This is a genomic window from Subtercola sp. RTI3 (genome assembly GCF_035018625.1).
Taxonomy (GTDB): domain Bacteria; phylum Actinomycetota; class Actinomycetes; order Actinomycetales; family Microbacteriaceae; genus Subtercola; species Subtercola vilae.
In genome coordinates, this window is sequence record NZ_JASJXO010000002.1 from 16,240 (window position 1) to 40,587 (window position 24,348).

Consider the following 24,348-nt stretch of genomic DNA (forward strand, 5'->3'; position numbering starts at 1 on the left):
CACAATGAAGACCTTCAGAATCGGCGCGGCCGCAGCAGTGCTCGCCGTTTCCACTCTGGTTTTCGCCGGTTGCTCCTCGGAGCCAACAGCGAACTCAGGCACCGTCGCCGGAGAAGTCACGCTCTGGAGCTACGGCAAAGTGCAGCCCAGCATGACGAAACTCATCGCGGGCTTCGAGGCAGCCAATGCGGGAACAACCGTCAACGTGATCGAGGAGCCGGGAGACCAGTACTTCGCTCTTCTTCGTGCTGCGCTGACGTCAGGCCAGGGGCCCGACATCTTTCAGATGTTCCCGGGCGGCTACCAGCACCAGTTCTCCGACTACTCGCTCGACCTGAGCAAATCGATCCCCCGCTCGGAGTTCGAAGCCGTTCAGGGGCAGTACTTCGCTGAGAAGTCGAACCTCGACAACCCCGTGTACGGCGTGCCGCTCGTGAGCAACATGTACTACACGCTCTACAACCAGGCCGTGCTCGACAAGGCCGGTGTCACGAAGTTTCCCACCGACTGGGCCGAAGTCGACGACGCCTGCAAGAAGATCACGGCAGCGGGTTTTCTCTGTATCGGCTACGGCAGCGACACGGGCGCCGGCGGCTTCGATGCCTACCAGGACTTCAGCTACATGTCGGGGGCCAGCATCGGGCTCTCGGGCTGGGACGGGCTCATCGACGGCAGCCAGAAGTACGACACTCCCGCGCTGGTCGACCAGGTGACCAAGTGGGGGGCACTGCAGACGAAGGGGTACACCAACCCCGACGTGCTCACCTGGCGTGACGTGCGCACCGATTTCCTCGCGGGCAAAACGGCTATGTACATGACCGGCAGCTGGGATGCGAGCTGGGCGACAGACGGGCTTGGCACGAACGTGCACGCGGCCCCCACCCCCTTCAGCGACAGCCCGATGGATGTTCTCGTGCGGCTTCAGGATTCGGGCCTCTCGGTGTCGAAAGACTCCAAGAACACAACCACGGCAGCGGCCTTCGCCGCGTACGCGATCTCACAGGCAGGCCAGCAGATCATCGCTGACGCCGGCGGTGTTCCCGCACGCACCGGTATCAACACAGACAGCGCCGTGAACCAGGAGATCCTCGCGAACTCGGTGAGCCAGAAGTGGAAGGTGATGCCGATGATGGACAACTTCCTAGACGCATCCGTCACGACAGCGCTCCGTTCGTCGCTCAACCAAGTGATGGCCGGCCAGCTTTCGGCGGCAGATGCGCTGAACAAGGTCGATCAGGCCACCGCGGCAGTCAGTTCGAGCGATCGCGTCACCTACAACCTCTCAGGAAAGTAGGAACCCGGTCATGACTGTCGACCTCCGCCGTGCACCGGCCGAGAAAGCTGTGGCATGGCGGAGGTCGCCTGCCGGGCCTCCTCGTGCTTCACAGAAGAGACAAACCGTAATCCGCCAACGCCAGTACTGGGGGCGGTTGTTCGTACTGCCGGCCGTTGTGCTCGTTTCGCTGCTGATCATCGTGCCGAGCATCCAGGGCCTGTATTACAGCTTCACGAACTGGAACGGTCGAAGCGCCACCTGGGTGGGCCTCGACAACTACATCAACGGCATCTTCTTGTCTCCCGATTTCGCCCGCATCGCGTTGAACAGCGTGTGCGTGGTGCTCTCGGTGCCGTTCGGTGTTGCCCTTTCGGTGATTGTCGCAAACCTGCTGGCCAACAACCTCTGGGGCCGCGCGTGGTTTCGCGGCATCTACTTCTTGCCCATCGCCCTCTCATGGGTGGTGATCGGCATCACCTTCGCCTACCTGCTCTCGGGTCGCGGGCCGATCAACGGCCTGCTCTCGAGCGTCGGGCTCGGCATGTTCAGCCAGGACTGGCTGGGCGGCGAGACGTCTGCGCTGATCAGCATCATTCTGGTCTTCAACTGGTCGTACTTCGGCATCAACGTCGTTCTGCTCTTCACCGGCATGACAACGGCGGATGCCTCGATCACCGAGGCGGCGAGGCTCGACGGAGCGCACGGGGTCAAGATGTTCTTCAACATCGTGATTCCGCAGGTTCGCCGATATGTGGAGTTGTGTCTGATTCTCACGATGGCGGCCGCGATCACTTCGATCTTCGCCCTCATCTACACGATGACCTCAGGGGGCCCCGGAGTATCGACAACGACGCTCGAGTACGCGCTGTACACCCGATCGTTCAGCCTCGGTCACTTCTCCCAGGGGGCCGCGTTCGGCATCCTGTTGTTCCTTATCTCCCTTGTATTCGCCGTAGTGCGCTTGCGCGCCGGAGTGAAAGCCGACGATGACTGATCGAAACAGCACCATCGAAACCGACACGTCGAACGATGTGCCGCTGTCTGCCACCCAACCCCGAGTGGCGCCGCCCCGATCGTCGTCTACAGCTCACCGCACAGGGGGCCGGCGCATCGGTGACAGAATCAGCGCGCTGTTCTCCACCGGGCTGACACGCATTGTTCTCGTGGGGCTCGCTGCCGGCACGATCGCCCCGCTCGTGTTCATGGTCTTCAAGTCACTCACGAAACAAGACGGCACGAATGCCGTGACCTTCGATGCCTGGGCAGCCGTGCTGAACGGCAAGCTGCCGCAGGCCGGTCTGATCTCGCTGCAGGTGAGCGTCATCGCCATTCTGGTGATTCTCTCGATCGCCACCCTCGCCGCCTTCGGATTTGCAAAGCTGAGCTTCACGGGTTCGCAGCCGATCATGGCGACGATCATCGTGCTCATGCTGGTGCCCGGCCAGACGTTCATCATCACGGAGTACTTCAACTTCAGCCACCTGGGGTTGATCGGCAACATTCCTGCTGTCGGCGTGCTCTACGGGGTCACGCAGATACCGTTCGCGACGTTCATCCTCACGAACTTCTTTCGCGCGATACCCGACGAACTCGTCGAGGCGGCCATCATCGACGGCGCCTCGTACCCGCGGGTGTTCTGGAGCATCTTCCTGCCGCTGGCCAGACCAGCGATGGTCACCGTGGGAGTGCTGGCGTTCATCGGCGTCTGGAACGACTTGCTCATCGCCCTGCTGTTCCTTCCCACGCCGGGATCGCGTACTCTCAGCGTGGTAATGGCCGGTGCGCAGGATACCCGCACGTTCGACGTCAGCCAGGTCATGGCCGGGTCGCTGCTCAGCGCTATCCCCTGCATCATCGTCTATGTGATTTTCCAGCGACAAATCGCCGTCGGCCTGACCGCCGGAACAGGAAAATAGGGGAATTCGATGACTATCGAAACCGTCGGGCACGATTCCGACAAAGTACGCCAGATCGCAGACGCCACCGCGGGCCGATACACGCTGCGCAGTATTTCGCGCGCAATCGATGCACTCGAAATACTCGCAGCGGCCGAGACCTCGATGGGGGTGAGCGACGTGGCCCGCGCTCTCGGCGCATCGAAGAGCACCGCCTTCGCCATCCTGCAGACCCTGGAGGAGCGAAACCTCGTCAGCTCGGCGGGCGAAGGATTTCAGCGCCGCTACGAACTGGGCCTCGGTCTCGCGCGGCTCGGGCACCGCGCCGTCAGCCGGGTGTCGATGCTCGACTCGGCTATGCCGCACCTCGAGCGCCTCACGAAGATGACGAAGCTGTCATCGCGGGTGGCGACGATGTCGCAGGGCATTGCCGTCGTTCTGGGCCAGGTCGACGGGCCCGCCTCGGTTCGGTTCGATCTGAACATGGGCGGGCGTGAACGCCTGCACTGCACGGGCATCGGCAAGGCCATCCTCGGGCAGTGCACCGATGCCGAAGTGATCGAGCTTGCCGAACAGACCGGTCTCCCTCGTCACACCGACTACACCATCACGTCGATCGACGCCCTGCTCGACGACATCAGAAAGGTGCGGGAACGCGGTTTCTCGGTCGACGACGAAGAAGACGCCGAAGGGGTGATCTGCATCGGCGCACCGCTCATCGATCACACCAACGCCTGTGCCGGCGGCATCAGTGTGACGGGGCTGAAGGTGAGCCTTTCGGCCGATCGCGTGATGAGGGTCGGCGAGCTGGTGATGGCGACGGCCGAAGCCATCTCACAGCGCATGGGTTCTCTGAAATGACGCCCGATCTGTTCGATCTGACCGGCCGGCGCGTGCTGCTCACGGGCGCCGCGGGTGGCATCGGCCGCGCGCTCGCCCTCGGTCTCGCCCGGGCCGGCGCCGATCTTGCGCTCGCCGAACGGCCCGGCGTCACGCCGAGTGCCGAGTTCTCAGCAGCCCTGGCCGTCACAACGCGCGACGTGCGCTGGTACTTTCACGACCTTTCAGAGGCCGAGACACTCACCGACTTCGTCGACAGCGTCTGGGCAGACGGGCCGCTCGACGTTCTTGTCAACAACGCGGGCTACGCCACCATGGACCACTTCAACCGCATCGACTACGCCGCGTGGCGAGCCACGATGTCGGTCGATCTCGACGCGCCGTTTCTCATCAGTCAACGTGTCGCCGAGAGAATGATCCACGACAGGGTGCAGGGCCGGATCATCATGATCTCGTCGAAGAACGGCCTGCAGGCAGAACCCGGGCTGGCGCACTACAACGCGGCCAAGGGCGGCCTCGAGCTGCTCGCGCGGAGCCTCGCGGTCGAGCTCGGGCCTCACGGCATCACCGTCAACACCGTGTGCCCCGGCATCGTCGACACCGGGCTGGCGAGCGACTTTGCGCTCGACTGGGAGAAGTTCACTCCGTACTACCAGCAGCACATTCCCCTCGAGAACCGCTTCGCGCGGCCCGATGAGATGGTCGGCCCCGTGCTGTTTCTCGCCTCCGCTGCGGGCTCGTACGTGAACGGGCACTCTCTTGTCGTCGACGGCGGGGTGCTCGCAAACCAGGTTCCCCGCCTGCAGTTCATGCAGCCCTTTGCCGATCGCATCGACGATTCCGGGCGCAACAGGCCCGCAGATCCACAACGCAGCACAACCACGAAGGAGTCTTCTCAATGAAAGCGCAACACTATCTGGCCTCGTTGGGACTGCCCAGCGGTGACGACTACTCGCTGCCCACCAGCACACGCCGGTTCGCCGACGGAGGAGCCTTTCACATCGAGATCCCCTCTGTCGAAGGGCCGGCCGCGATGGAAGCGGTCATCGACGAAGCAGCCCTTCGGGGCGTACCCGTGCACCGAGTGAGCCAGGGCAGCGGCATCTGGATGCTCACCGACACCGAGATCGAACAGATGGTCGAACTCGGTCGGGTACACAACATCGAGGTCTGCCTGTTTGTCGGGCCGCGCGCGGGCTGGGACACCGGAGCCCAGGCAACGAGCCCCGGCGGAGCCGTTCTGTTCGGATCGCTGCGCGGAGCTGACCAACTGGCCTACGGCATCGAAGAAGTCGTTCGCGGCTGCGCCCTGGGCCTTCGGTCGGTGCTCGTCTCCGACCTCGGCCAGCTCGCCGTACTCGGCAAGCTCAAGGCGCAGGGCGATCTGCCGAGCGATCTCGTTCTGAAGGTCTCGGCCTCTCTGCCGGTCTCGAACCCGGCCGGCGCACGGCTTCTCGAAGATCTGGGAGCGTCAACACTGAACGTCGCCGTCGACTTGAGCCTGCCCACGCTCTCCGCAATTCGCGCGGCGGTTTCGATTCCTCTCGACCTCTACATCGAATCGTCTGACGATTTCGGTGGAGTGATTCGCTACTACGAGATTCCCGAGATCGTGCGGGTCGCGGCTCCCGTGCACCTCAAGTTCGCGGTGCGCAATTCACCCAGCCTGTACCCCAGCGGAGGACACCTCGCGGGAGTGCTCGAAGCGACGGCGCGGGAGCGGGTGCGTCGCGCCTCACTCGGGTTGGCAATGCTCACCCGGGCCGAGGCCGATCTCGCCCTGCCCAGAAGCCTGTGACCATGGGCATCCGCTCTCTTGCGACGGATATCCCTGTCGCGGGGATCGTCGCCGGGCGGCCGGCACTCGCCGCACCGGGCACGACTTTTCACGGGCGTGATGTCACCCGCGGCACAGACCTCGCTATCACCTTTGCTGATGCGGCCACGAGCGAGGCCGATACCGCCGCCCGGGCCGCCTCCGAAGCGTTCTTCGCCGTGCAGACAACCGAGTCGACTCTCAGGCCAGAAGCCCTCGTCAGAGAATTGGCGGATGCTCTCGAGGGGCGGCGCCCTGAACTCGTCGAGATTGCCGGCATCGAAACAGGGCTCAGTGCCGAGCGGCTCAACTCAGAGCTGAGCCGAACCACCGGCCAGTTACGGCTGCTGGGGGCAGAGGCAGCGGGCCGTTCCGGGGTAGCGGCAGAGAGCGACCCGCGGGGCGCAGAGGGCTTCGCGCCTGCGCTGGCCCTGGGGCACGTGCCCGTCGGCCCGGTCGCCGTGTTCGGCGCGAGCAACTTTCCGTTCGCCTTCGGTGTGCTCGGCGGCGACACGGCCGCAGCACTGGCGGCGGGGTGCCCGGTCGTCGCGAAGGGGCACCCCGCGCATCCGGAAACCAGCCAGCTTCTCGCCGCCATCGCCACGCGGGTGCTCGCCGACGCCGGCTGGCCTGCGGGCTGGTTCTCGCTGCTGCACGGCAGAGAAACGGCGATCGGCCTGGCCCTCGTCGAAGCCGCCGGTATCTCGGCGGTCGCCTTCACCGGCTCGACCCGAGGTGGCCTTGCCCTCGTGGCTGCTGCCGCGGCAAGGCCTGTGCCGATTCCGGTGTTCGCCGAACTCGGCGGCATCAATGCGCTCTACCTGCTCCCCGCGGCCGCTGCGGAGGCCGCTTTCGCGAACGACGCCAAGGCTGAAGCCACTTCAGGCACTTCAGCCTTCGTCACGGGGCTGGCGCAGTCGATCACGGGCGGAAGCGGGCAGTTCTGCACCAAACCGGGTCTGCTGGTGATCGTCGACGACGAAGCCGGCCGGCAGATTGTGTCTGAACTCAGCCGGGCCCTTTCTGGCGTCGCGAGCCCCCCACTGCTGACCCCGGACATCCTCACCGGTTTGAGAGCTGGCGTTGACCGGCTTCGCGGCCTGCCATGGGTCGAGGTCATTCTGGGCGGCCCGTCAGATGACACCGCAGCCGCCGACCGGGTGCCGAGCTTTCTCGCGACCGTGACAAGCGGGGTGCTTCGAGAAGACCCCTCGATCACCGACGAGCTCTTCGGCCCCGCGGTGGTCGTGGTGTACTGCGAGAGCGTTGACGATCTCATCGAGGTCGCCCAGGTGATCCCCGGTGGCCTCACAGCGACGATCCACGCGGCCCCGGCCGAGGCTGGCTCGGCGAGCGCGCTGCTTCGGCGGCTGCGGCTGCGAGCGGGCCGGGTGCTGTTCGGCGGGTTTCCCACGGGCGTGCGTGTCGGGCGGGCGACCACCCACGGCGGCCCGTTTCCCGCCACCAGCTCACCGGCAACGACGTCTGTCGGCGTCAGAGCCATAGACCGTTTTCTTCGGCCGGTGACGTACCAAGACCTGCCAGACGACCTGCGCGAGCGGGCTCTGTCGTGGAACTGAGGGTTCGATGCACCTGAGGGCAGGTGGCTCGCTCGACGTCGCGTCGCACACGATCTCCGAGCTCGGCGAATCGCCTCGGTGGGATGCCCAGCGCGGCGTGCTCTGGTGGGTCGACATCATCGGCAGTTCGCTTCACGCGCTGCACGCTGACGGCCGGGTGACCACCCACACCCTTCCCCGGGCTGCCGGTGCGGTGAACGTTGCGGCCGACGGCCGGCTGCTGCTCGCGACAACGGCCGGGGTGGAGCTCTTCGACCCGGCAACCGGCGAGAGCGTCATCATCGTGCCCATCGAGGCCGAACTCGGCGAGCGCCGCATGAACGATGCTGCCGTCGACCCCGCGGGGCGCGTCTACGCCGGAACCATGCGGTGGAACGCGGGCGACCCGCCGCACGACGGCGTGCTCTACCGGGTCACGGGCCAGAACCCCGCGGTTGCGGTACTCACCGGGCTCGGCTGCCCGAACGGTCTCGCCTGGCCGCGGCCCGATCTGCTGGCGTACGTCGACTCGATGACCCGCAGCATCGCCCTGTGGTCGGTAGAGCCCGAGACCGGCGACCTGCTCGAGCAGACAGGAAGCATCGACGTCTCCCGCTTCGACGGCGTACCCGACGGCCTCACGCTCGACGCGGAAGGCGCTCTCTGGTGCGCGTTCTGGAACGGCGGCGCGGTGCGGCGCTTCGCGCTCGACGGTACGGTTCTGGCGACCGTCGAGCTACCTACGCGCCTCGTCACAGCCGTCGCCTTCGGTGGCGTCGACCTCGAAACGCTCTACATCACGACGGCGCGCGAGCAGCCGGCACCGGATGCCCGGGGCAGCGCTGTCGGCGGTAACACTGTCGAAGCGGTCGACACGGTCGAAGCGGTCGACACGGTCGATTCTGCGGCTGGCCTGCTCTACCGCTCGACCCCAGGCCAGCGTGGAGTGGTCTCGACCCTCTGGCCCTCCGTCAGTCGACCACGAGGAACCCCGCACTGAGCAGGGTGTCATCGCGCGAAGACGGGCCGACGAGCATCCGAAACTCGCCGGCTTCGACGATTCGGTTGCCGCGAGCATCGACCACGCTGCACTCGGCTACCGGTACGTCAATGGTGACCACGGCCGTTTCTCCCGCAGCCAGAGTGACCTGGCGAAAGGCTTTGAGCTCTTTGAACGCCCAGCTGACAGACGTGACCGTGTCGCTGACATACGCCTGCACCGTCTCGACCGCAGTTCGCGAACCGACGTTCTGCAGGGTGATCTCGGCCGTGACGGTGCCGTCGCGGTTCAGTTCGGTCTGCTGCAGCCGCAGGCCTGAATACTCGACGCGGCTGTACGACAGCCCTTCTCCGAACGCGAACGCGGGGCTCTGTGTGAGATCGGCGTACCGGTCACCGTGTTGCCCACGAATCTGGTTGTAGTACGTCGGCTGCTGGCCTGCGTGCCGTGCGAACGAGATCGGCAGCCGGCCCGACGGTTCGACGAGACCCAGCACGAGTTCGGCGATGGCGCGGCCGCCTTCCATTCCCGGGCTCGCCACCCAGACGATGGCGGCCGCGTTCAGCGCAGACGGAGGAAGCACCAGCGGCTTCGACGCCATCAGTACGACGATCAGCGGCTTTCCCGTGGCGGCCAGGGCATCGAGCAGCGCGATCTGTGCGCCGACCAGCTCGAGGGTCGCCGTCGAGCGGCCCTCACCGACGAGTTCGATTCGGTCACCCACCACGGCGATGACGTAGTCGGCAGCGTGCGCGGCGTCGAGGGCCGCGGCGATCAGCTCGGCGTCGGGTTCGCACGCGATCGCGACAGGCGGGCGGGGCTGGCCGTCGGGAAAGTTCGTTCCCGACGGGTCGGGCCGCAGCCGCAGAATCTCCGCGCCGACGTTCGCCGTGAGCTCCCAGCCGGCCGGCAGCAGCGTGCTCAACCCATCGAACACCGTCGTGATCATGTGCCGAGGCTGGCCGTCGGGAAGCCACCCCGCTTGCCCTGACGCGCCGGCCCAGTCACCGAGCTGGGTCTGAGCGTCGTCGATCAGTGGCCCGACGAGCGCAATGCGCCGGGGCGCCGGCTCGGCAGCCGGCAGCGGCAGCACTCCGTCGTTCTGCAGGAGCACCACGGAACGCCTGGCGATCTCGCGGTTGAGGTCGGTGTGACTCGAGTTGGCGATGGATGCCCGCTGCCTCTCGAGATCCGGCAAGCGGGGGTTCTCGAAGAGGCCGAGCTCGAACTTGAGCGTGAGAATACGCGCGACGGCGGCATCGAGGTCGGATTCGGCCAGCAGGCCGAGTTCGATGGCATCGAGTGCGCCACGAAAGAACCCTGGCGTGGTCATCACCATGTCGTTGCCCGCGTGCACCGCGGCAGCCGACGCGTGTGCGTAGTCGGGTTGCACCTGCTGCTCCCACACCATGCGGCCCACGTTGTCCCAGTCGGTGATGAGGGTTCCGGTGTAGCCCCACTCCCCCCGCAGCACGTCGTTCAGAAGCCAGTCGTTCACGGTGATGGGCACGCCGTCGATCGACTGGTAGCCGAGCATGAAGGTGCGGCAGCCCTCCCTTGCCACCCGCTCGAACGGGGGCAGGAACCACGAGCGCAGCTTGCGCATCGAGATGTCGGCCTCGCTCGCATCGCGCCCACCCTGGGTCTCTGAGTACCCCGCGAAGTGTTTCGCCGTCGCCAGAATGGCGGTCGGGTCGCTCAGCCCGGTGCCCTGGTACCCGCGCACCATCGCAGAGGCCAGCTCGCCGATGAGAAAGGGGTCTTCGCCGAAGGTCTCGCCGACGCGGCCCCACCGCAGGTCGCGCGCAATGCAGAGCACAGGAGAGAAGGTCCAGTGAATCCCCGTCGCCGAGACTTCGACCGCGGTGGCCCTCGCCACCTGCTCGATCAGTTCGGGGTTCCACGACGCCGCCATGGCGAGCTGGGTGGGAAAGATTGTCGCGCCGATCCAGAAGGAGTGGCCGTGGATGCAGTCTTCTCCCACGATGAGCGGAATTCGCAGGCACGTCTGAGCCGTCAGCCGCTGCGCCAGCTCGAGCCTGTCGGGCGAGGCGTGCAGAATCGACCCGACGTGCGTGCTGAGCACGTGATCTTCGATGTCGTCTCGCGCATCGAGCTGCATCATCTGCCCGACCTTCTCTTCGAGCGTCATGCGGGCAAGCAGGTCGAAGACGCGGGCGCCGATGGACTCGGTCGGGTCGAGGTAGGTGATCACGCGAATAAAGTTACCTTCTTGTTAGTAAGTATTCAAGCTCCGAGCGCTACGCTCGCTTCATGACCGAATCGCCCGACGGCCGAGCGCCGACACCGCGACGAAAGTCGCGCCCGCACGCCCAGACCGCCGTGCGCCGCAACGAGATTCTTGAGGCGGCCGTCGAGGTGTTCGGCCGCAAGGGGTACAGCAACAGCACGCTGGCCGAGATAGCGCAGCAGGTGAACATGACCCACGCGGGCATCCTGCACCACTTCGGCTCGAAGCATCAGCTCCTTCTCGACGTTCTGCAGTTTCGCGACGACACCGACGTGCAGAACCTGCCGGGCCAGCGTGTGCCCGACGGCATCGAGTTCTTTCGCCACTTGGTGACGACGGCATTGAGCAACGCCCACCGCGCCGGGCTCGTGCAGACCTTCGTCGTACTGTCGGCCGAATCGGTCACAGAGGGCCACCCCGCCCGCGACTACTTCGTGAGCCGGTATCAGACCCTGCGCGCCGAGGCTCTGCAGGCCTTCGAAATGATCTGCGCTGAGCGCGGAGTCGTACCGCCGGCACAGGCCTCCCTCGCGGCCGCCGCCATTCTGGCCGTGATGGACGGCCTGCAGGTGCAGTGGTTGCTCGACCCGACGAACGTCGACCTTGTCGCCGCCAACGAATTCGCGATCGACGCAATTCTGGCCTCGGTGCTCGAGCCCCGGGCATCCATTCTCGAACGCGCCTGATGCCGCAACCTCATTTCACTTTCACCACCAGAACCAGAACCAGAACCAGAACCAGGAGCAACACCGTGCTGACATTTCCGAAGGGCTTTCTGTGGGGTGCCGCCACCGCAGCCCACCAGATCGAGGGCAACAACACCAACAACGACTGGTGGGTGAAAGAGCACACCCCGGGAACCGCCATCGTCGAACCCAGCGGCGACGCCATGGACAGCTACCACCGCTACAGAGAAGACATGAAGCTGCTCGCCGACGCCGGTCTGACGTCGTACCGCTTCAGCCTCGAATGGAGCCGCATCGAGCCAGAACCCGGGTTCTTCTCCCGCGCAGAGATCGACCACTACCGCCGCATGGTCGACGCCGCCCACGAGTTCGGGCTCGAACCCGTCGTGTCACTGCTGCACTTCACTGTGCCGCAGTGGATGTTCGCGCGCGGGTTCTGGCGTAACCCCGAGGCCCCCTCGCTGTTCGCCCGGTTCACCGAGGCGATCGTACCGATCGTGTCAGAGGGCGTCGAGTACGTCTGCACCATCAACGAACCGAACATCGCGGCCATGCTCGCCGGCGGCGAGACCGCCTCGAATCTGGTCGCCTTCGGGCTCCCTCGCCCCGACCTCGCCGTTGCCGACGCACTGCTCGCCTCGCACAGAGCCTCGCGCGAGGTGCTCTCCTCGGTGAGCGGGCTGAAGACCGGATGGACGATCGCGACCCAGGCATTTCATTCGACCGGCGAGCCCGGCGCCGACGAAACGCTTCGCGACTACCGCTATTCGAGCGACGACTGGTACCTCGAGAATGCCCGCGGCGACGACTTCGTCGGAGTGCAGGCCTACACCCGCACGTTCATCGGGCCTGACGGGCCCCTCCCCGTCTCCGACGACGTCGAAACCACGCTCACCGGCTGGGAATTCTTTCCCCCGGCGCTCGAGCTCGGCGTTCGAGCCGCGTGGGAGCTCAGCGAGCACGTACCCGTCATGGTCACCGAGAACGGCATCGCGACGGCCGACGACGAACGCCGCATCGACTACACCGACGGCGCGCTGCGGGGGCTCCACGCCGCGATCGCCGATGGAATCACGGTGCTCGGCTACCAGCACTGGAGCGCCCTCGACAACTACGAATGGGCGAGCGGCTTTCGGCCGACGTTCGGCCTCATCGCCGTCGACCGCGAGTCGTTCGTGCGAACCCCCAAGCCGAGCCTCGCGTGGCTGGGGGCGGTCGCACAGAACAACGGGCTGCCCGAGTGACCGGGCGACGATAGTCGGGGCTGATCAGACCGTGTCGAGCGCCGTGAACGACGGCACCCGGTCGCGCTCGATGTGGGCGTAGGCCACCGATTCGGCGACCCGTTCGTTGCCCGAGGCGATGGCGTCGCGCAGCGTCACGTGGTCTTCGAACGCGTCGTCGGCATCGAGTTTCGAGGTGAGGTAGAACAGCCAGAGCATGCGGCCCGTGACCGATCGCATCAGGGTCGTCATCAGTTCGTTGTCGGCAAGGTCGACGATCGCCTCGTGGTACCAGGTGCTGGCCTGGGCGATTTTGTACGCGTCACCCTCGTGAACGACGTCTTGGGAGTATTTCAGGGCGCTGTCGAGCACCTGCATCGAGGCACCCCGGGAGACCTGACGAGCGGCGAAACGGGCGGCGCCCACCTCGAGGCAGAGGCGAAGGTCGAAGAGGTCGTCGACCGTCTTCGCGTCCCACTTGAGCACAACGGCTCCGCGACGGGGGTAGGTGCGAACGAAGCCGTCTCGTTCGAGTTGAGGCACGGCTTCACGCAGCGGCACTCGCGACACCTGCAGTTCTTCGGCGAGGCGCTGCTCTGCGAGACGCGAACCCTGCGGGTATCGGCCCCGGATGATGCCTTCACGAACGGCGAGGTAGGCCTGCCTGGAGAGGGAGTCGGGTCGTTCAGCTTCGATCGGAGCATCTGTCTCGACGGTCATGGTGACTTTCTCTTGAAAGGGTACTGAGGGTGACGGGCGAGAGCGATGACTCTGCCCGCCACCATCAGGTGATGATGTACGACTGTATTACTGGTGCTGTGCTACTTGGCAATGCCGAGCATGCTGAAGTCGAGCTCGTTGGCACCGAGGTTCTGCGCGGCGGCGACGCCCGTCAGCCACTTCTGCGAGACGACCCAGTCTTTGTTGTACGACAGGTTCATGTAGCATCCGGTCGCCGAGTAGGTCTGGGCGGCCTTGGCGTACAGGGCCGTGTCACCCGTCTGCACGGCCTGGTTCAGGTCGGCGTCGGTGCTCGGGTCATCGCAGAGAAAATAGTTGATGCCGCCGGTTTTGTCCCAGAAGACGTGGCCCCACATGTACGGGCTGCCGCCATCGGGGCCGTTGTTGCCGTCGATGAAGGCGTCGGGCCCGGTGGTCGGGTCGTTCGCCCAGCCGAACACCTGAGAGGTGGGGAAGCCCTGCGCGGTCGCCTGGATGCCGTCGGTCTGCAGGTTCGCAGCCACGATGTTCGCCATGGCCTGGGCATTGGTGTTGTCAGAGGCGTAGCCCAGCACCATCGGGGTGCCCGACGGAAGCGTCTTGGCGTAGGCCGCCATCGCTGTGGGGTCGTAGCTGATGTTCTGCTTGTCGCTGCCGTCGGTGATCATGCCTTTGGCGTACAGAGTGGTGGCCGGCTCTGAGCGGTCGCCCAGAACCTGGCTGACGAGCTTGGTCTGGTCGATCGACGACATGAACGCCTGCCGAGCCTGTTTGGTGGCGAAGAACGACTTGCTCGGGTTCGTGGTGATCAGCGCCGACTGCAGGGTGGGCAGCAGGTCGCTGTTGAACGTCGCGTTGTTCTCGTACTTCGACAGGCTCGTCGACGGGAGGTTCGCCACGCTCACGCTGACGTCGCCGCTGTTGATGGCGAGCTGCAGGGCAGACGCGTCGCTGTAGACCGGCAGGTTGACGGTCTTGAACGGCGAGACGGTGCCCCAGTACTTGTCGTACTGCGTGAGGCCGTACTTCGTGCCCACCTCGGCATCGGTCAGCATGTAGGGGCCGGTGCCGAGGTCGTGGGTCTGCAGGTAGGTCTGGGCATTGTCGGTGCCGGCGTTGGCGGCGAGGCCGGTCGGCGACTCCATCTTCGGCCCGAACGGCGAGGCGAGGTAGTCGAGGAAGGCCGAGTTGGGGGCGTTCAGCGTGACGACGGCGGTCAGATCATCCGGAGTCGCAACCGACGTGATGCCTGCCGTCATGTACGCGGCCCCACCGGCGACGGCGGTACGGCGGTCGAACGACGCCTTCACTGCGGCCGAGGTGAACGGGGTGCCGTCGTGGAACGTGACCCCGCTTCGCAGTGTGAAGGTGTAGACGGTGTTGTCGGGCGAGACGGTCCACGAGGTGGCCAGGCGCGGCGAGTATGCCACGTGGTCGAGGTTGTTGGTGTACTGAACGAGGCCCTCGTACGTGTTGAGCACGATGGCGAGGCCGTTGTTGGCGTAGTAGACGTCAGGGTCTGGCGGCTGGCCGATGTCGCCGAGCAGCCCGACGGTGAGCGTTGCGTTGGTGGGCGCCGGGTTTGCTTTCGCGCTCGACGAGCTCGACGAACAGGCCGCGAGCGCGAGCAGCGGCAGGATCGCCAGGGCGGCGATGGCAGCACGGGTGCGCTTGCGATTGAGAGACAGCTTCACTTCAACTCCTTGGTTTGCGAGGGGTGGTGGTGGTGCGGGTGGTGCTGATCGACGGCTCACGCATTCAGGCGCGGGTCGGCGATGGCTTGGAGAACGTCGACCAGCGCATTCGCAACGATGTAGATCGTTCCGAGCACGAGGGTGACGCCGGCGATGGCAGGAAAATCTGAGGTGGGGATGCTGGCGGCCAGGTAGTTGCCGATGCCCGGCCAGCTGAAGATCTGTTCGACCACCACGACGCCGGCGAACATGAACCCGAGTTGGAGGCCCGCCATCGAGAGCCCGGGGCCGATCGAGTTGCGTACGACGTGGCGTCGCAGCACACGAAACGGCGTGAGCCCTTTCGACTCGGCGGTGCGCACGTAGTCGGCGCCGAGGGTGTTCTCGAGGCTCGAGCGCATGATGCGACCGATGGCGATGGCTGGGGCGATGGCCAGAACGACCGCGGGCAGCAGCAGGTGTTGCGCCGCGCTGGCGAAACCCGCCGGGTCGCCCGCTACCAGGGTGTCGATCAGCAGAAAACCCGTCGGCCCTGTTTCGCCGGGGCCACGGCCGTTGGCCGGCAGGATGCCCAGCTGCGCATAGAACAGAACGATTCCGCCGAGCGCCAGCAGAAACGGCGGCGCCGTCGCGAGAACAAGCAGTGGCGCGCGAAAGATCGAGCTGCCCCGCCACCGCAGCGCACCAGAGACAGCGAAGATGCCGCCCAATAACACTGCGAAGACGAACGACCAGATCACGAGCTCGATCGTCGCCGGCAGAAAGGTCTGGAGGTCGGTCACGACGGGGCGGTGGGTGCGAAACGAGATGCCGAGGTCGCCGTGCACGAGGTTCACGATGAAGTTCACGTACCGCACGGGCAAGGGGTCGTTCAGCCCGAGCGCCTGGCGTTCGGCAGCGATGGCGGCCGGCGAAGCATTGGCGCCGAGGTAGGCCTTCACAGGGTCGCCGGTCGAGACCGACTGCAGAACGAAGATCACCGCGGAGAGAACCAGAATGAGAACGACGGCCGAGGCCAGTCGCCGAACGATGAAGCGGGTCATCGCCGGCCTCCGATCAGGTTGCGCACGGCGTCGCCGCCGAGATTGGCAATGAGACTGAGCATCAGAACGGCGAGGCCAGGGATGATCGGGATCCACGGTTCGGTCAGAAGCTGCCCGAGGTTTCGGGCCGTATCGGCCCCGAGTTCGGGCGCCGGGGCCGGCTGGCCGAGACCGAGGAACGACAGACCCGCGAGCAGCAGAACCACGTTGCCGATGTCGAGGCTGGCCGTGACGATCGCCGTCGGGATCACCCCCGGGATGATGTGTCGAAAGACGATGCGGGTGCGGCTGGTTCCGGCAAGCCGGGCCGCCTCGACGTGCGGCCGGGAAGCGAGCGACTTCACTTCGCCGCGAATGATGCGGGCGTAGTACGGCCACCAGACGATGGCGATGCCGAGCAGCGTGTTCTGCAGGTTGTAGCCGAGCGCGGCCACGATGGCGATCGCGACGAGCGTGCCGGGCAGGGCGAGAAAGAGGTCTGTGAAGCGCATCAGCAGGTTGTCGAGCCAGCCGCCGAACACTCCGGCGAGCGTGCCGATGAGACCGCCGATGATGAGGCCAGAGGCCACCACGATGAGCGCTGCGAACCAGCTGACCTGAATACCGTAGAGCGTGCGCGAGATCAGGTCGCGGCCGATCGAGTCGGTGCCGAGCAGGTTTCCGGGCGTACCCGGGGGCAGGTTCAGCCCGCTGGCCGGCTGCACCGGGTCGAAGGGGGCGAGCAGGCGAGCGAAGATCGCGAGCAGGGTGAGGGCGATGAGCAGGGCGATGATGACCCAGCTGAGCCGCCGACCCGGTGTTCTCTGCCCGCGGGGGAAGCCGGGCATCCGGAACCGCGGCGAGATGACCTCGGGCGCTCCGGTGACGGTCGAGACGGTTTCAAGTGGCGGCAGGAGGATTTCGTTCGGGTCAGACGCGCTCATGACAACACCCCTATTTCGGGAACTGAAGCGAGCAGCGCCTGGGTGTACGGGTGCGAGGGGCGCTCGATGACGTCAGCCGACGGCCCGACCTCGACGATCTCGCCGTGGGTCATGACCACAATGCGGTCGCCCATCAGCCTGGCCACCGAGAGGTCGTGGGTGACGAAGAGCACCGTCATCTCCAGCTCTTTGCGCATCTCGCGAATGAGGTTGAGCACGCTCGCAGCGAGAGACGCGTCGAGCGCGCTGGTCGGCTCGTCGCAGAGCAGCACGGCCGGGGCGATGATGGTGGCGCGGGCGAGCGCCACGCGTTGCCGCTGGCCGCCCGACAGCTCAGAGGGCCGAACACGCGCCACGGTGAGGGGCAACCCGATGGCAGTCAGTGCGTGGTCGATGCGCTTCTGGCTCTCAGGCCGGCTGAGCTTCAGCGGCAGCAGCCGCTCGCGCAGCATCTCGCCCACCGTGAGCCAGGGCGTGAGCGACGAGCCGGCGTCTTGAAAGACCATCTGCGCGCCGCCGCCGGCAAGGGTGACGCTGCCTGAGGTGGCGGGAGTGAGACCACCGATGACCCGCAGCAGGGTCGATTTGCCCGACCCGCTCTCGCCGACGATCGACACTGCTTCGCCCGGCTGAATCTGAAGGCTCACGCCGCGGAGCGCGCGGACTTCGGCGGGTGAGGTGCGACCACCGCCCCGCCCCCGGCCCCGCCAGCCCGTCTTGAGGCTGAAGGTGACGGTGAGGTCGGTGACGCGCACGGCCGGTTCTCGGGCTGCACCCGAAACGCTGACGGGCAGAACGGATGCCGCGCTCACGCCGGTGTGGATGAACCCCTGCACGTCGTCGACGCTGCGCCAGCAGGCACGGTCGTGGCTCGTCGCGGGCGCTGGTGCTGCCGCGGTCACTGTCGCGGTCGCGGTCGTTGCCGCGGGCTCGTTCTCGAATGCGGTCTCCGTGTCCGTCGCGGTCGCGGGCGCCGCCACCGAGACGAGCGGCGGCTGTTCGGCCCGGCACTCGGGCACGGCAAGGGGGCAGCGTGAGTGATACGCGCAGCCGAGCATCCGTTCGCCGGCCGATGCGGTCTCGGGCCGCAGTGTCTGCAACTCGAGGTCGCGGGGCGTGCTAAGTGACAACCGCGAGCGCAGAAGCCCGACGGTATAGGGGTGCGTGGGCGCGTGCAGCACGTCGGCCGCCGGGCCGATCTCGGCGATGCGACCCGCGTAGAGCACGGCGATGCGGTCGGCGATCTGACCCGCGACGGCGAGGTCGTGCGTGATCAGAACAACGCTGCAGCCGAACTCGTCGCGCAGCTCTCTCAGCAGGTCGAGCACCTGCGCCTGAACGGTGACATCGAGCGCGGTGGTCGGTTCGTCGGCGATGATCAGCGACGGCTTGCCGGCGACGGCAATGGCCGCCATGACGCGCTGCCGCAGGCCGCCCGAGAGTTCGTGCGGAAAGACCGTGAAGCGCAGCTCGGCGTCGGCAATGCCGACCGCAGACATCAGCCTCAGCGACTCGGCTGCGTTTCGGCTCGATTCGGTCACCTGGGCGCCGATGCGCATAGTCGGGTTCAGCGAGGTCATCGGGTCTTGAAAGATGACGCCGAGTTCGTCGCGGCGCACAGCCCGCAGCTCATCGGGCCGGCCGTCGACCATGTCGACTCCGGCTACGCGGATGCTGCCGCCCACCACGGGATTCGAGCGCTCGGGCAGCAGACCCATCAGCGCCAGTGCCAGCACACTCTTGCCCGAACCGCTCTCACCGACCAGCCCGATGATCTCGCCGGGCAGAACCTCGAGGTCGATGCCGCGCAGCACGTTCGAGCGCACTCCGTCGCGTTCGAGGCTGAGTGTCAGGCCTGAAATCGACGCGGCGCTCCTGTCGTCACTCGGCGTGAGCATGGGCCACCACCTCGTAGATCTCGCGGGGCTGGGTGAACCAGACCTGATCGGCATGGGCCGCGATGTGTTCGAGCGCCCTCGTCAGCTGTTTCAACCGGAAGGGAACACCCGAGATGAAGGAGTGCACGATGATGCTCATGACGAGCGGCTTTCCCTCGTCGATCGCCGCCGCGAGCAGCTCGTCGAATTCGTCGATGATCATGTCGGCGAACTCGCTGGGCGCCACCCCGCGACCGATCATCGACGTGCTGTCATTCAGTTCGAGGCCGTACGGCATCGCGAGTAGCGGAGCGCTGCGGGTGTTCAACCACACCGGCTGGTCGTCGAGACGCAGGTCCATCACGTAGCGGTAACCGGCCTCGGCGAGCAGATCGAGCGTGCTCTCGGTGTGCGTCAACCAGGGGCTCGACCATCCGGCCGGCCGCGCGCCCTCTTCGAGTTCGATACGCCCGGCGACCTCGTCGAGGTAGGCCAATTCGTCGGCCTCGTTCAGTCCTTCGAGCGAGTCGGAGTTCGACACCCCGTGCCCCACTATCTCGGCGCCCTGCCGCCGGGCCTCGGCGAGCAGCTCGGGCGCCGAATCGTAGACGGCAGTGTTCAGCAGGATGGTCGGCCGAATGCCGAAAGACTCGAGTCGCTTCAGCAGGCGGAACGCACCCACCCGGTTGCCGTAGTCGCGCCAGCTGGCGTTCACGAGGTCGGGTGCGGGCACACCGTCGAGCAGGTTCTCGACGTGCCCGTCGCCGAAGTGGTAATCCTCGATGCCCACCGCTATATAGAGGGCGAGCTTCTTATCGTCGGGCCAGGGCGCCTGTGCGCGACTGGCGATGGGCGCGTAGTCGTAACGATCGTGGGTGCTGAGCGAGCTCATGAGTTTCCGATCCATCGGGTCATGCCGACATCTGTTGCTGCGGCACGGCGAACCATCGCCTGGTAGTGCCCGAAGTTCGCGTCTTCGTTGCGTCTGGCCCGCTCGATCACGGGCAGTTTCTCTGCGAACAGCTCGCGGGCCTCGTCGAGCAGGGCGGTCTCGTCGACCGTCGTGACGGCTCCGTTCTCGAAGACCACCGCGCCGTTCACGACGGTCAGGCGCACGCTGCCGCCCGCTTCGCAGTACACGAGTTGGCCGCGCAGGTCGTTGAAGGGCGTGAACGCACTCGAGTGCAGGTCGAGCATCGCCAGGTCGGCGAGGTATCCTTCCCGCACGGCGCCCAGCTGGTGCGATTGCAGCATCGCGGATGCCCCACCGCGCCAGAGACTGTCGAGCACTTCGGCGGCCGACGGCCACAGGTCGCTGTCAAGACCCGAGACGTTGTGAATCAGCCCGGCCGCCTTCACGACACCCCACATGTTGGCGCTGTCGTCGCAGATCGCCTCGTCGATACCGAGGCTCACGGTGATGCCGAAGTCTTTCATGCGGCGAAACGGTGCCACTCCGCTGCCGAGGCGCAGATTGCTCACCGGGTTGTGAGCGATCGTCGCACCGGCTGCGGCGACGAGGGCCAGATCGGCGTCGTCGACCCACACGGCATGTATGACGTTCATCCGCTCGCTCAGCAGACCGAGGTCAGCCGTGTACTCGATGAGGGAGCGGCCCGCAAAACGCGGCTGGTGCTCTGCGAGGGTGCGCTGCACCTTCGTTTCGAGCATGTGGGCGAACAGCGGCACGGTGTGGGTGCGGCTGAGCTCGTCGATCGCTTCGAAGTACTGCGGGCTGACCCGCTGCGGCGCCGAGATCGACACCGCTGCCGTCAGCCGGCCGCCCTCGGCTCTGTGCCAGCGCGCCAGCAGATAGTCATACGCCTCGAGCAACCCCGCAGCGTCGAGGGGCGCGGGGTTCTGCAGTGAGCGCCGAAGCTGTTCGTCGGCTGTCTCAGCAATGAACGGCAGCTTCTCGGCTTCGCTGAGTTCGGGCTGGTCAAGCGCCACCGATGCTCGTATGCCGCAATCGGCATACGCCTGCATGACAGCATCGATGATCTCGGGGGTGGGGAAGGGCATGAGAAATGCGTCGTCTTGCACGCTGGTGGTTCCGGTTCGCAGCATCTCGAGCGCGGCGAGCATTGTGCGCAGGTACGCCTCGCGCGGAGAGGGCGTGAGGGCCGGGTCGGCGGGAGATTCGTAGAGCATGAAGAGTTCGAGCGGCAGGCTCCGAAGCGAGCCCTTGAGGTGGTTCGCGGGCGAGTGGAAGTGCGCGTTGATGAGACCGGGAACCAGCAGGTGGTGGCGCGCTCCGTCGATGATGCGATGGGTCTCTGGCTGCGATTGCCGGCTCTGCGATGCGGTGTCTGTGCGAGCCCCTGCGCCAGTGTGAGAACCGGCGTCAGCGCCAGCCACCGCTCCGCCCGTGATGTCGGCGTTCAATTCGAACGCGAGGCGCGCTCCGGCCCCGATCGTGTCGATGCGGTTGCCCCGAACGAGCACGTCGGTGGGCCCGAACATGCCCGACTCGGCCTCGGCGTCGTAGATATAGACGTCGGTGAAGAGGATGCTCACGAGACCATTCCTCCCGCTCGACCCCACGTGCTGGCGCGCGACGTCGACAGCCCCTGTGCAACCAGTCCTTCGGCCAGCGTGATCGCGGCGGCGACACCCTCGATCACGGGCACACCGAGCGCGGCGGTGAGAGGCTCGACGAGATCGGCGAGCCCCGCGCATCCGAGAACGATCGCTTCGGCGTGATCGTCTGTCATCGCCCGGCGCGCTTCGGCCACGAACAGTTCGAGCAGGTGCAGCGAGCCATTCGTCACCTCGGCGACGGGCTCGTCGACGGCCCGAACGGTGACGCGGTGGCCCATTCCGAGGGTTCGCACGACGCGGTCGGACTGCTCCATGGTGCGAGCGGGCATCGTGATGATCGTGAACCGGTGCGCCAACAGCGCGGCGGTCATCAGCGCGGCTTCGGTCATGCCGACGACCGGGCCCGAGGCCGCCTCGCGGGCGCCCGGCAGGCCGGTGTCACCGAAGCATGCGATGACGTAGGCGTCAGGGCGACCATCCGTGGGGCCGCTCTCGAGCCGCTCGATCTCGAACAGCACCGAGGCCGCGCCGTGCACCTCGTCGATGTGGGTCTCGATGCTCGGGGCCCCGGTCAGGGGGGTGACGCCGACGAGGGTGGTGTCTGCCCGGGCAGACGACGCGGCGAAAGCGACGACGGTGTCGGTCATCGACGAGGTGGTGTTGGGGTTCACGATGGCGATGCGCATCAGCGGGCACCGACTTCGCGGTGGGCTACGTGGTCGCGGGGTGCAACGTGATCGCGGGGTGCAACGTGCTCGCGGGGTGCAACGTGCTCGATGGCCGCCGCGGCCAGGGCGTCGATGCCGAAGCCGCTGATGGCGATGGCTGCGGCAGCCGCACCGGCGCGGGCCGCCTCGATGGCGTCGCCGGTCTGAACGTGAGTGGCGGCGAAGGCTCCGCAGAACGCGTCGCCGGCACCGGTGCTGTCGACGGCATCGATCGGCGCGGTGGCCACCGCGGTGACAGTGTCGCCGTCGAACACGAGGCAGCCGTGTTCGGCCCGCTTGATGACCACGATGCCGGGGCCGAGCGACTGAAAGAGGCGGCCGGCGGCGGTCAGGTCGTTCGTTTCGGCCAGGGTGCGCGCCTCGATCTCGCTGGGCATGAACACGTCGCACGCGGCGATGATGCCGAACAGAGCGTCTCTGGTGCCCTCGAGGTAGTCCTCCTGCAGATCGAGGTAGAGGGTCGCGGCAGAGTTCGCGCGAAGCCACGGCGTGAGGGCCAGCTGCGACTCGAGGCTCATCGCCGAGATGAGAATGGCGTCGGCGTCGAGCGCCCACGCGGGCACGTCGGCCGGGTACACCGAGAGGGCATCGAAGTCGGCCTCGGAGCAGAGCATGTTCCAACGGCGCGTTCCGTCGCCGAAGTAGTCGATGACGTTGCGCACGGTGGGGAGGGCGCGGTGCGGCAGATCGGCGGTCGTCACGCCGGCTGCGGCCAAGGCGTCGAAGAACGAGCCGGGCAGATCGGTGCCGATGGGCGCCAGCATCCGAACGTCGGCGAGGTTCAGGCGAGCGGCCAGAGCGGCGTACGCGGCATCGCCGCCCATCGCCGGTGCGCTGCGGATGCGTTCGCCCGTCGCGCCCGGATGCGCCGCGGCAGGCACGGTGCCCGGCAGGGCGTCAAGCGCCGCGTCGCGCAGGGAGCCCGGCGCGGCGGCAGGCAGCACGCCCGGCAGAGCACCAGGCGCCTCGACGACCGGGGCATCGTGAACGGCTTCGTCGATCGTGAGGTTGCCGATGCAGACCAGCGACGACACGGCTCCGCGGCCGGCGCGGGTGGCGCGGGCGGGCGACGTCACCGGGCGCCCTCGGCGAGCGCCCGCTCGGCGGCCGCGAACTTCGCCATGCCGAGGTGGTACCCGATCATCTGGGCCGGCACCAGGTAGACGAGCGAGCTCAGCGCCTCGGTGATCGGCGGCACCGTGAGCACGGCGTTCGCGTGCTCGTCGAACGCGTGCTCGCCGGTCGTGGTGATCACGTACAGCTGGCCGCCGTAACGCCGGGCATCGCGGCCGGTGTCGACGGCCCGCGGCACCGACGGCCCGCTCGGCGCGAAGATGAACAGCGGCTCGAACGGCTTCTGCGTGTTGTAGTGGTGGTACTCCTCGACCTCGATCTCGACAGCGTGGTCGGGTGTGGTCTCCTTCACCTTGGCCGAACCGACGATCGCCGCCGCCCAGTTCGGTCCACCCGCAGAGAACAGGTACATGGTTCGGGCGGCCTCTGCCCGGGCGATCTCGGCGATCGGCTCGTCGTTCGCCGTCAAGACATCGCCGATCACGTCGGGAAGTGTCTGCAACTCGGCGACCAGTTGCGCGGCATCCGGAGCACCCCGGCGCACACCGACCTCGGTGGCCAGCTTCATGAGCAGCGCGATCGCGGCCGTCGACGACTGGGTCGGCCAGCCCACGCGCGTCGCCTCGATGAGCAGCGTGCGCTCACTCTCCTGGTCGAGCGACGAGCCGGGGGTGTTCGTGAGCGCGATGGTCAGGGCGCCGGCATGCTGCGCCACGAGCACGGCCTCGACCGTTCGGGTCGTCTCGCCCGAACTCGACAGGGCGATCACCATGCTTCGCTCGGTCACGAGATGCTGCTGGTAATACGCGAACTCGAGGCTCGGTACGGGTTCGCACGGAACCCCGAGCATCAACTCGAGTGCCCGGCGAGACGCGATCATGACGGCAAGCGAGTCGCCGGCACCGACCAGAAAGACGCGATCGGTCGTGCGCTCGGCGATCTGCGCGCTGATCTCGACCAGCGCGTCACTGTTTCGCGCCCACGTGGCCCGAATGGCCTGCGGCTGCCCGAACATCTCATCTCTCGTGACCTCGACCCGGTGCCGGCGCTTCGCGTCGAGCGGGTCGTCGGTCGGCAGCGACAGGATGCTCGCCCGCTCGGCCGCGGAGACACGCACGACAACGGCTTTCTGTCGCTCGTCGAGCGGGCTGTCGGGGCCGAGAAGGGGGCTGTCGAGGGTGGTGGTCATGAGGTGGGGCGCT

The 24,348-nt window shown here is 66.6% G+C and carries 21 protein-coding genes; 10 read left to right on the top strand and 11 right to left on the bottom strand.

Going from position 1 to position 24,348, the window contains the following annotated elements; all coding sequences use genetic code 11:
* Window positions 1-4: 4 nt before the first annotated feature.
* Genes QN358_RS01510 through QN358_RS01545 form a run of 8 tightly spaced genes read left to right on the top strand, consistent with a single transcriptional unit; the run spans window position 5 to window position 8,386 of the window.
* Complete coding sequence (locus QN358_RS01510) at window positions 5-1,294, top strand: ABC transporter substrate-binding protein (protein ID WP_136640325.1); 1,290 nt, start codon at window positions 5-7, stop codon at window positions 1,292-1,294.
* A 10-nt stretch (window positions 1,295-1,304) separates the two neighbouring features.
* Window positions 1,305-2,270 (top strand): carbohydrate ABC transporter permease, encoded by a 966-nt coding sequence (locus tag QN358_RS01515; protein ID WP_136640323.1) that lies wholly within the window; start codon window positions 1,305-1,307, stop codon window positions 2,268-2,270.
* Entirely contained in the window at window positions 2,263-3,192 is a 930-nt protein-coding gene (locus QN358_RS01520; protein WP_323511352.1) for a carbohydrate ABC transporter permease, read from the top strand. Before QN358_RS01515 ends, QN358_RS01520 begins: the two co-directional genes overlap by 8 nt.
* Window positions 3,193-3,201: 9 nt before the next feature.
* Window positions 3,202-4,032: an IclR family transcriptional regulator gene (locus tag QN358_RS01525; protein ID WP_136640319.1), complete on the top strand. Its 831-nt coding sequence runs from the start codon at window positions 3,202-3,204 to the stop codon at window positions 4,030-4,032.
* Window positions 4,029-4,913 carry an SDR family oxidoreductase gene (locus QN358_RS01530; RefSeq protein WP_323511355.1) on the top strand — a complete coding sequence of 295 codons (885 nt, stop codon included), beginning with the start codon at window positions 4,029-4,031 and terminating at the stop codon, window positions 4,911-4,913. The genes QN358_RS01525 and QN358_RS01530 overlap by 4 nt, the downstream gene beginning before the upstream one ends.
* Window positions 4,910-5,809, top strand: coding sequence for a hypothetical protein (locus QN358_RS01535; protein ID WP_323511357.1), 900 nt, complete (start codon window positions 4,910-4,912; stop codon window positions 5,807-5,809). Before QN358_RS01530 ends, QN358_RS01535 begins: the two co-directional genes overlap by 4 nt.
* Window positions 5,810-5,811: 2 nt before the next feature.
* A complete protein-coding gene (locus tag QN358_RS01540; protein WP_323511359.1) occupies window positions 5,812-7,407 on the top strand; it encodes an aldehyde dehydrogenase family protein in 1,596 nt (531 codons plus the stop codon).
* Between the two features lie 7 nt (window positions 7,408-7,414).
* Complete coding sequence (locus QN358_RS01545; protein WP_136640315.1) at window positions 7,415-8,386, top strand: SMP-30/gluconolactonase/LRE family protein; 972 nt, start codon at window positions 7,415-7,417, stop codon at window positions 8,384-8,386.
* Here the strand turns inward: QN358_RS01545 and QN358_RS01550 are convergent.
* Window positions 8,358-10,607: a glycoside hydrolase family 3 N-terminal domain-containing protein gene (locus QN358_RS01550; RefSeq protein WP_416351945.1), complete on the bottom strand. Its 2,250-nt coding sequence runs from the start codon at window positions 10,605-10,607 to the stop codon at window positions 8,358-8,360. The two genes, QN358_RS01545 and QN358_RS01550, sit on opposite strands and share 29 nt — an antisense overlap.
* Window positions 10,608-10,660: 53 nt before the next feature.
* Here QN358_RS01550 and QN358_RS01555 point away from each other — a divergent pair, with 53 nt between their 5' ends.
* Window positions 10,661-11,323 (top strand): helix-turn-helix domain-containing protein, encoded by a 663-nt coding sequence (locus tag QN358_RS01555; protein ID WP_323511364.1) that lies wholly within the window; start codon window positions 10,661-10,663, stop codon window positions 11,321-11,323.
* Between the two features lie 65 nt (window positions 11,324-11,388).
* Window positions 11,389-12,567 (top strand): glycoside hydrolase family 1 protein, encoded by a 1,179-nt coding sequence (locus tag QN358_RS01560; protein ID WP_323511365.1) that lies wholly within the window; start codon window positions 11,389-11,391, stop codon window positions 12,565-12,567.
* 24 nt (window positions 12,568-12,591) lie between these two features.
* Here the strand turns inward: QN358_RS01560 and QN358_RS01565 are convergent, their stop codons facing one another.
* From QN358_RS01565 to QN358_RS01610, 10 genes are all read right to left on the bottom strand, one after another.
* The gene (locus tag QN358_RS01565; protein ID WP_136640311.1) at window positions 12,592-13,266 is read right to left on the bottom strand and encodes a GntR family transcriptional regulator; all 675 of its coding nucleotides are present in this window, start codon (window positions 13,264-13,266) and stop codon (window positions 12,592-12,594) included.
* A gap of 101 nt (window positions 13,267-13,367) precedes the next feature.
* Window positions 13,368-14,960 carry an ABC transporter substrate-binding protein gene (locus QN358_RS01570; RefSeq protein WP_136640310.1) on the bottom strand — a complete coding sequence of 531 codons (1,593 nt, stop codon included), beginning with the start codon at window positions 14,958-14,960 and terminating at the stop codon, window positions 13,368-13,370.
* Between the two features lie 56 nt (window positions 14,961-15,016).
* Window positions 15,017-16,003, bottom strand: a complete 987-nt coding sequence (locus tag QN358_RS01575) for an ABC transporter permease (protein ID WP_323511369.1) — start codon at window positions 16,001-16,003, stop codon at window positions 15,017-15,019.
* On the bottom strand, window positions 16,000-16,926 hold the full coding sequence (locus QN358_RS01580; protein WP_323511370.1) for an ABC transporter permease: 927 nt from the start codon (window positions 16,924-16,926) through the stop codon (window positions 16,000-16,002). The genes QN358_RS01575 and QN358_RS01580 overlap by 4 nt, the downstream gene beginning before the upstream one ends.
* Window positions 16,923-18,824, bottom strand: coding sequence for an ABC transporter ATP-binding protein (locus tag QN358_RS01585; protein WP_136640308.1), 1,902 nt, complete (start codon window positions 18,822-18,824; stop codon window positions 16,923-16,925). The genes QN358_RS01580 and QN358_RS01585 overlap by 4 nt, the downstream gene beginning before the upstream one ends.
* Entirely contained in the window at window positions 18,808-19,695 is an 888-nt protein-coding gene (locus QN358_RS01590; protein ID WP_136640307.1) for a polysaccharide deacetylase family protein, read from the bottom strand. The genes QN358_RS01585 and QN358_RS01590 overlap by 17 nt, the downstream gene beginning before the upstream one ends.
* Window positions 19,692-21,320, bottom strand: a complete 1,629-nt coding sequence (locus tag QN358_RS01595) for an amidohydrolase family protein (protein WP_323511373.1) — start codon at window positions 21,318-21,320, stop codon at window positions 19,692-19,694. Before QN358_RS01595 ends, QN358_RS01590 begins: the two co-directional genes overlap by 4 nt.
* Window positions 21,317-22,030, bottom strand: coding sequence for an aspartate/glutamate racemase family protein (locus QN358_RS01600; protein ID WP_136640306.1), 714 nt, complete (start codon window positions 22,028-22,030; stop codon window positions 21,317-21,319). Before QN358_RS01600 ends, QN358_RS01595 begins: the two co-directional genes overlap by 4 nt.
* Complete coding sequence (locus QN358_RS01605; protein WP_323511376.1) at window positions 22,030-23,148, bottom strand: carbohydrate kinase family protein; 1,119 nt, start codon at window positions 23,146-23,148, stop codon at window positions 22,030-22,032. The genes QN358_RS01600 and QN358_RS01605 overlap by 1 nt, the downstream gene beginning before the upstream one ends.
* Window positions 23,145-24,335 carry an SIS domain-containing protein gene (locus QN358_RS01610; RefSeq protein WP_136640304.1) on the bottom strand — a complete coding sequence of 397 codons (1,191 nt, stop codon included), beginning with the start codon at window positions 24,333-24,335 and terminating at the stop codon, window positions 23,145-23,147. The genes QN358_RS01605 and QN358_RS01610 overlap by 4 nt, the downstream gene beginning before the upstream one ends.
* Between the last annotated feature and the right edge of the window lie 13 nt (window positions 24,336-24,348).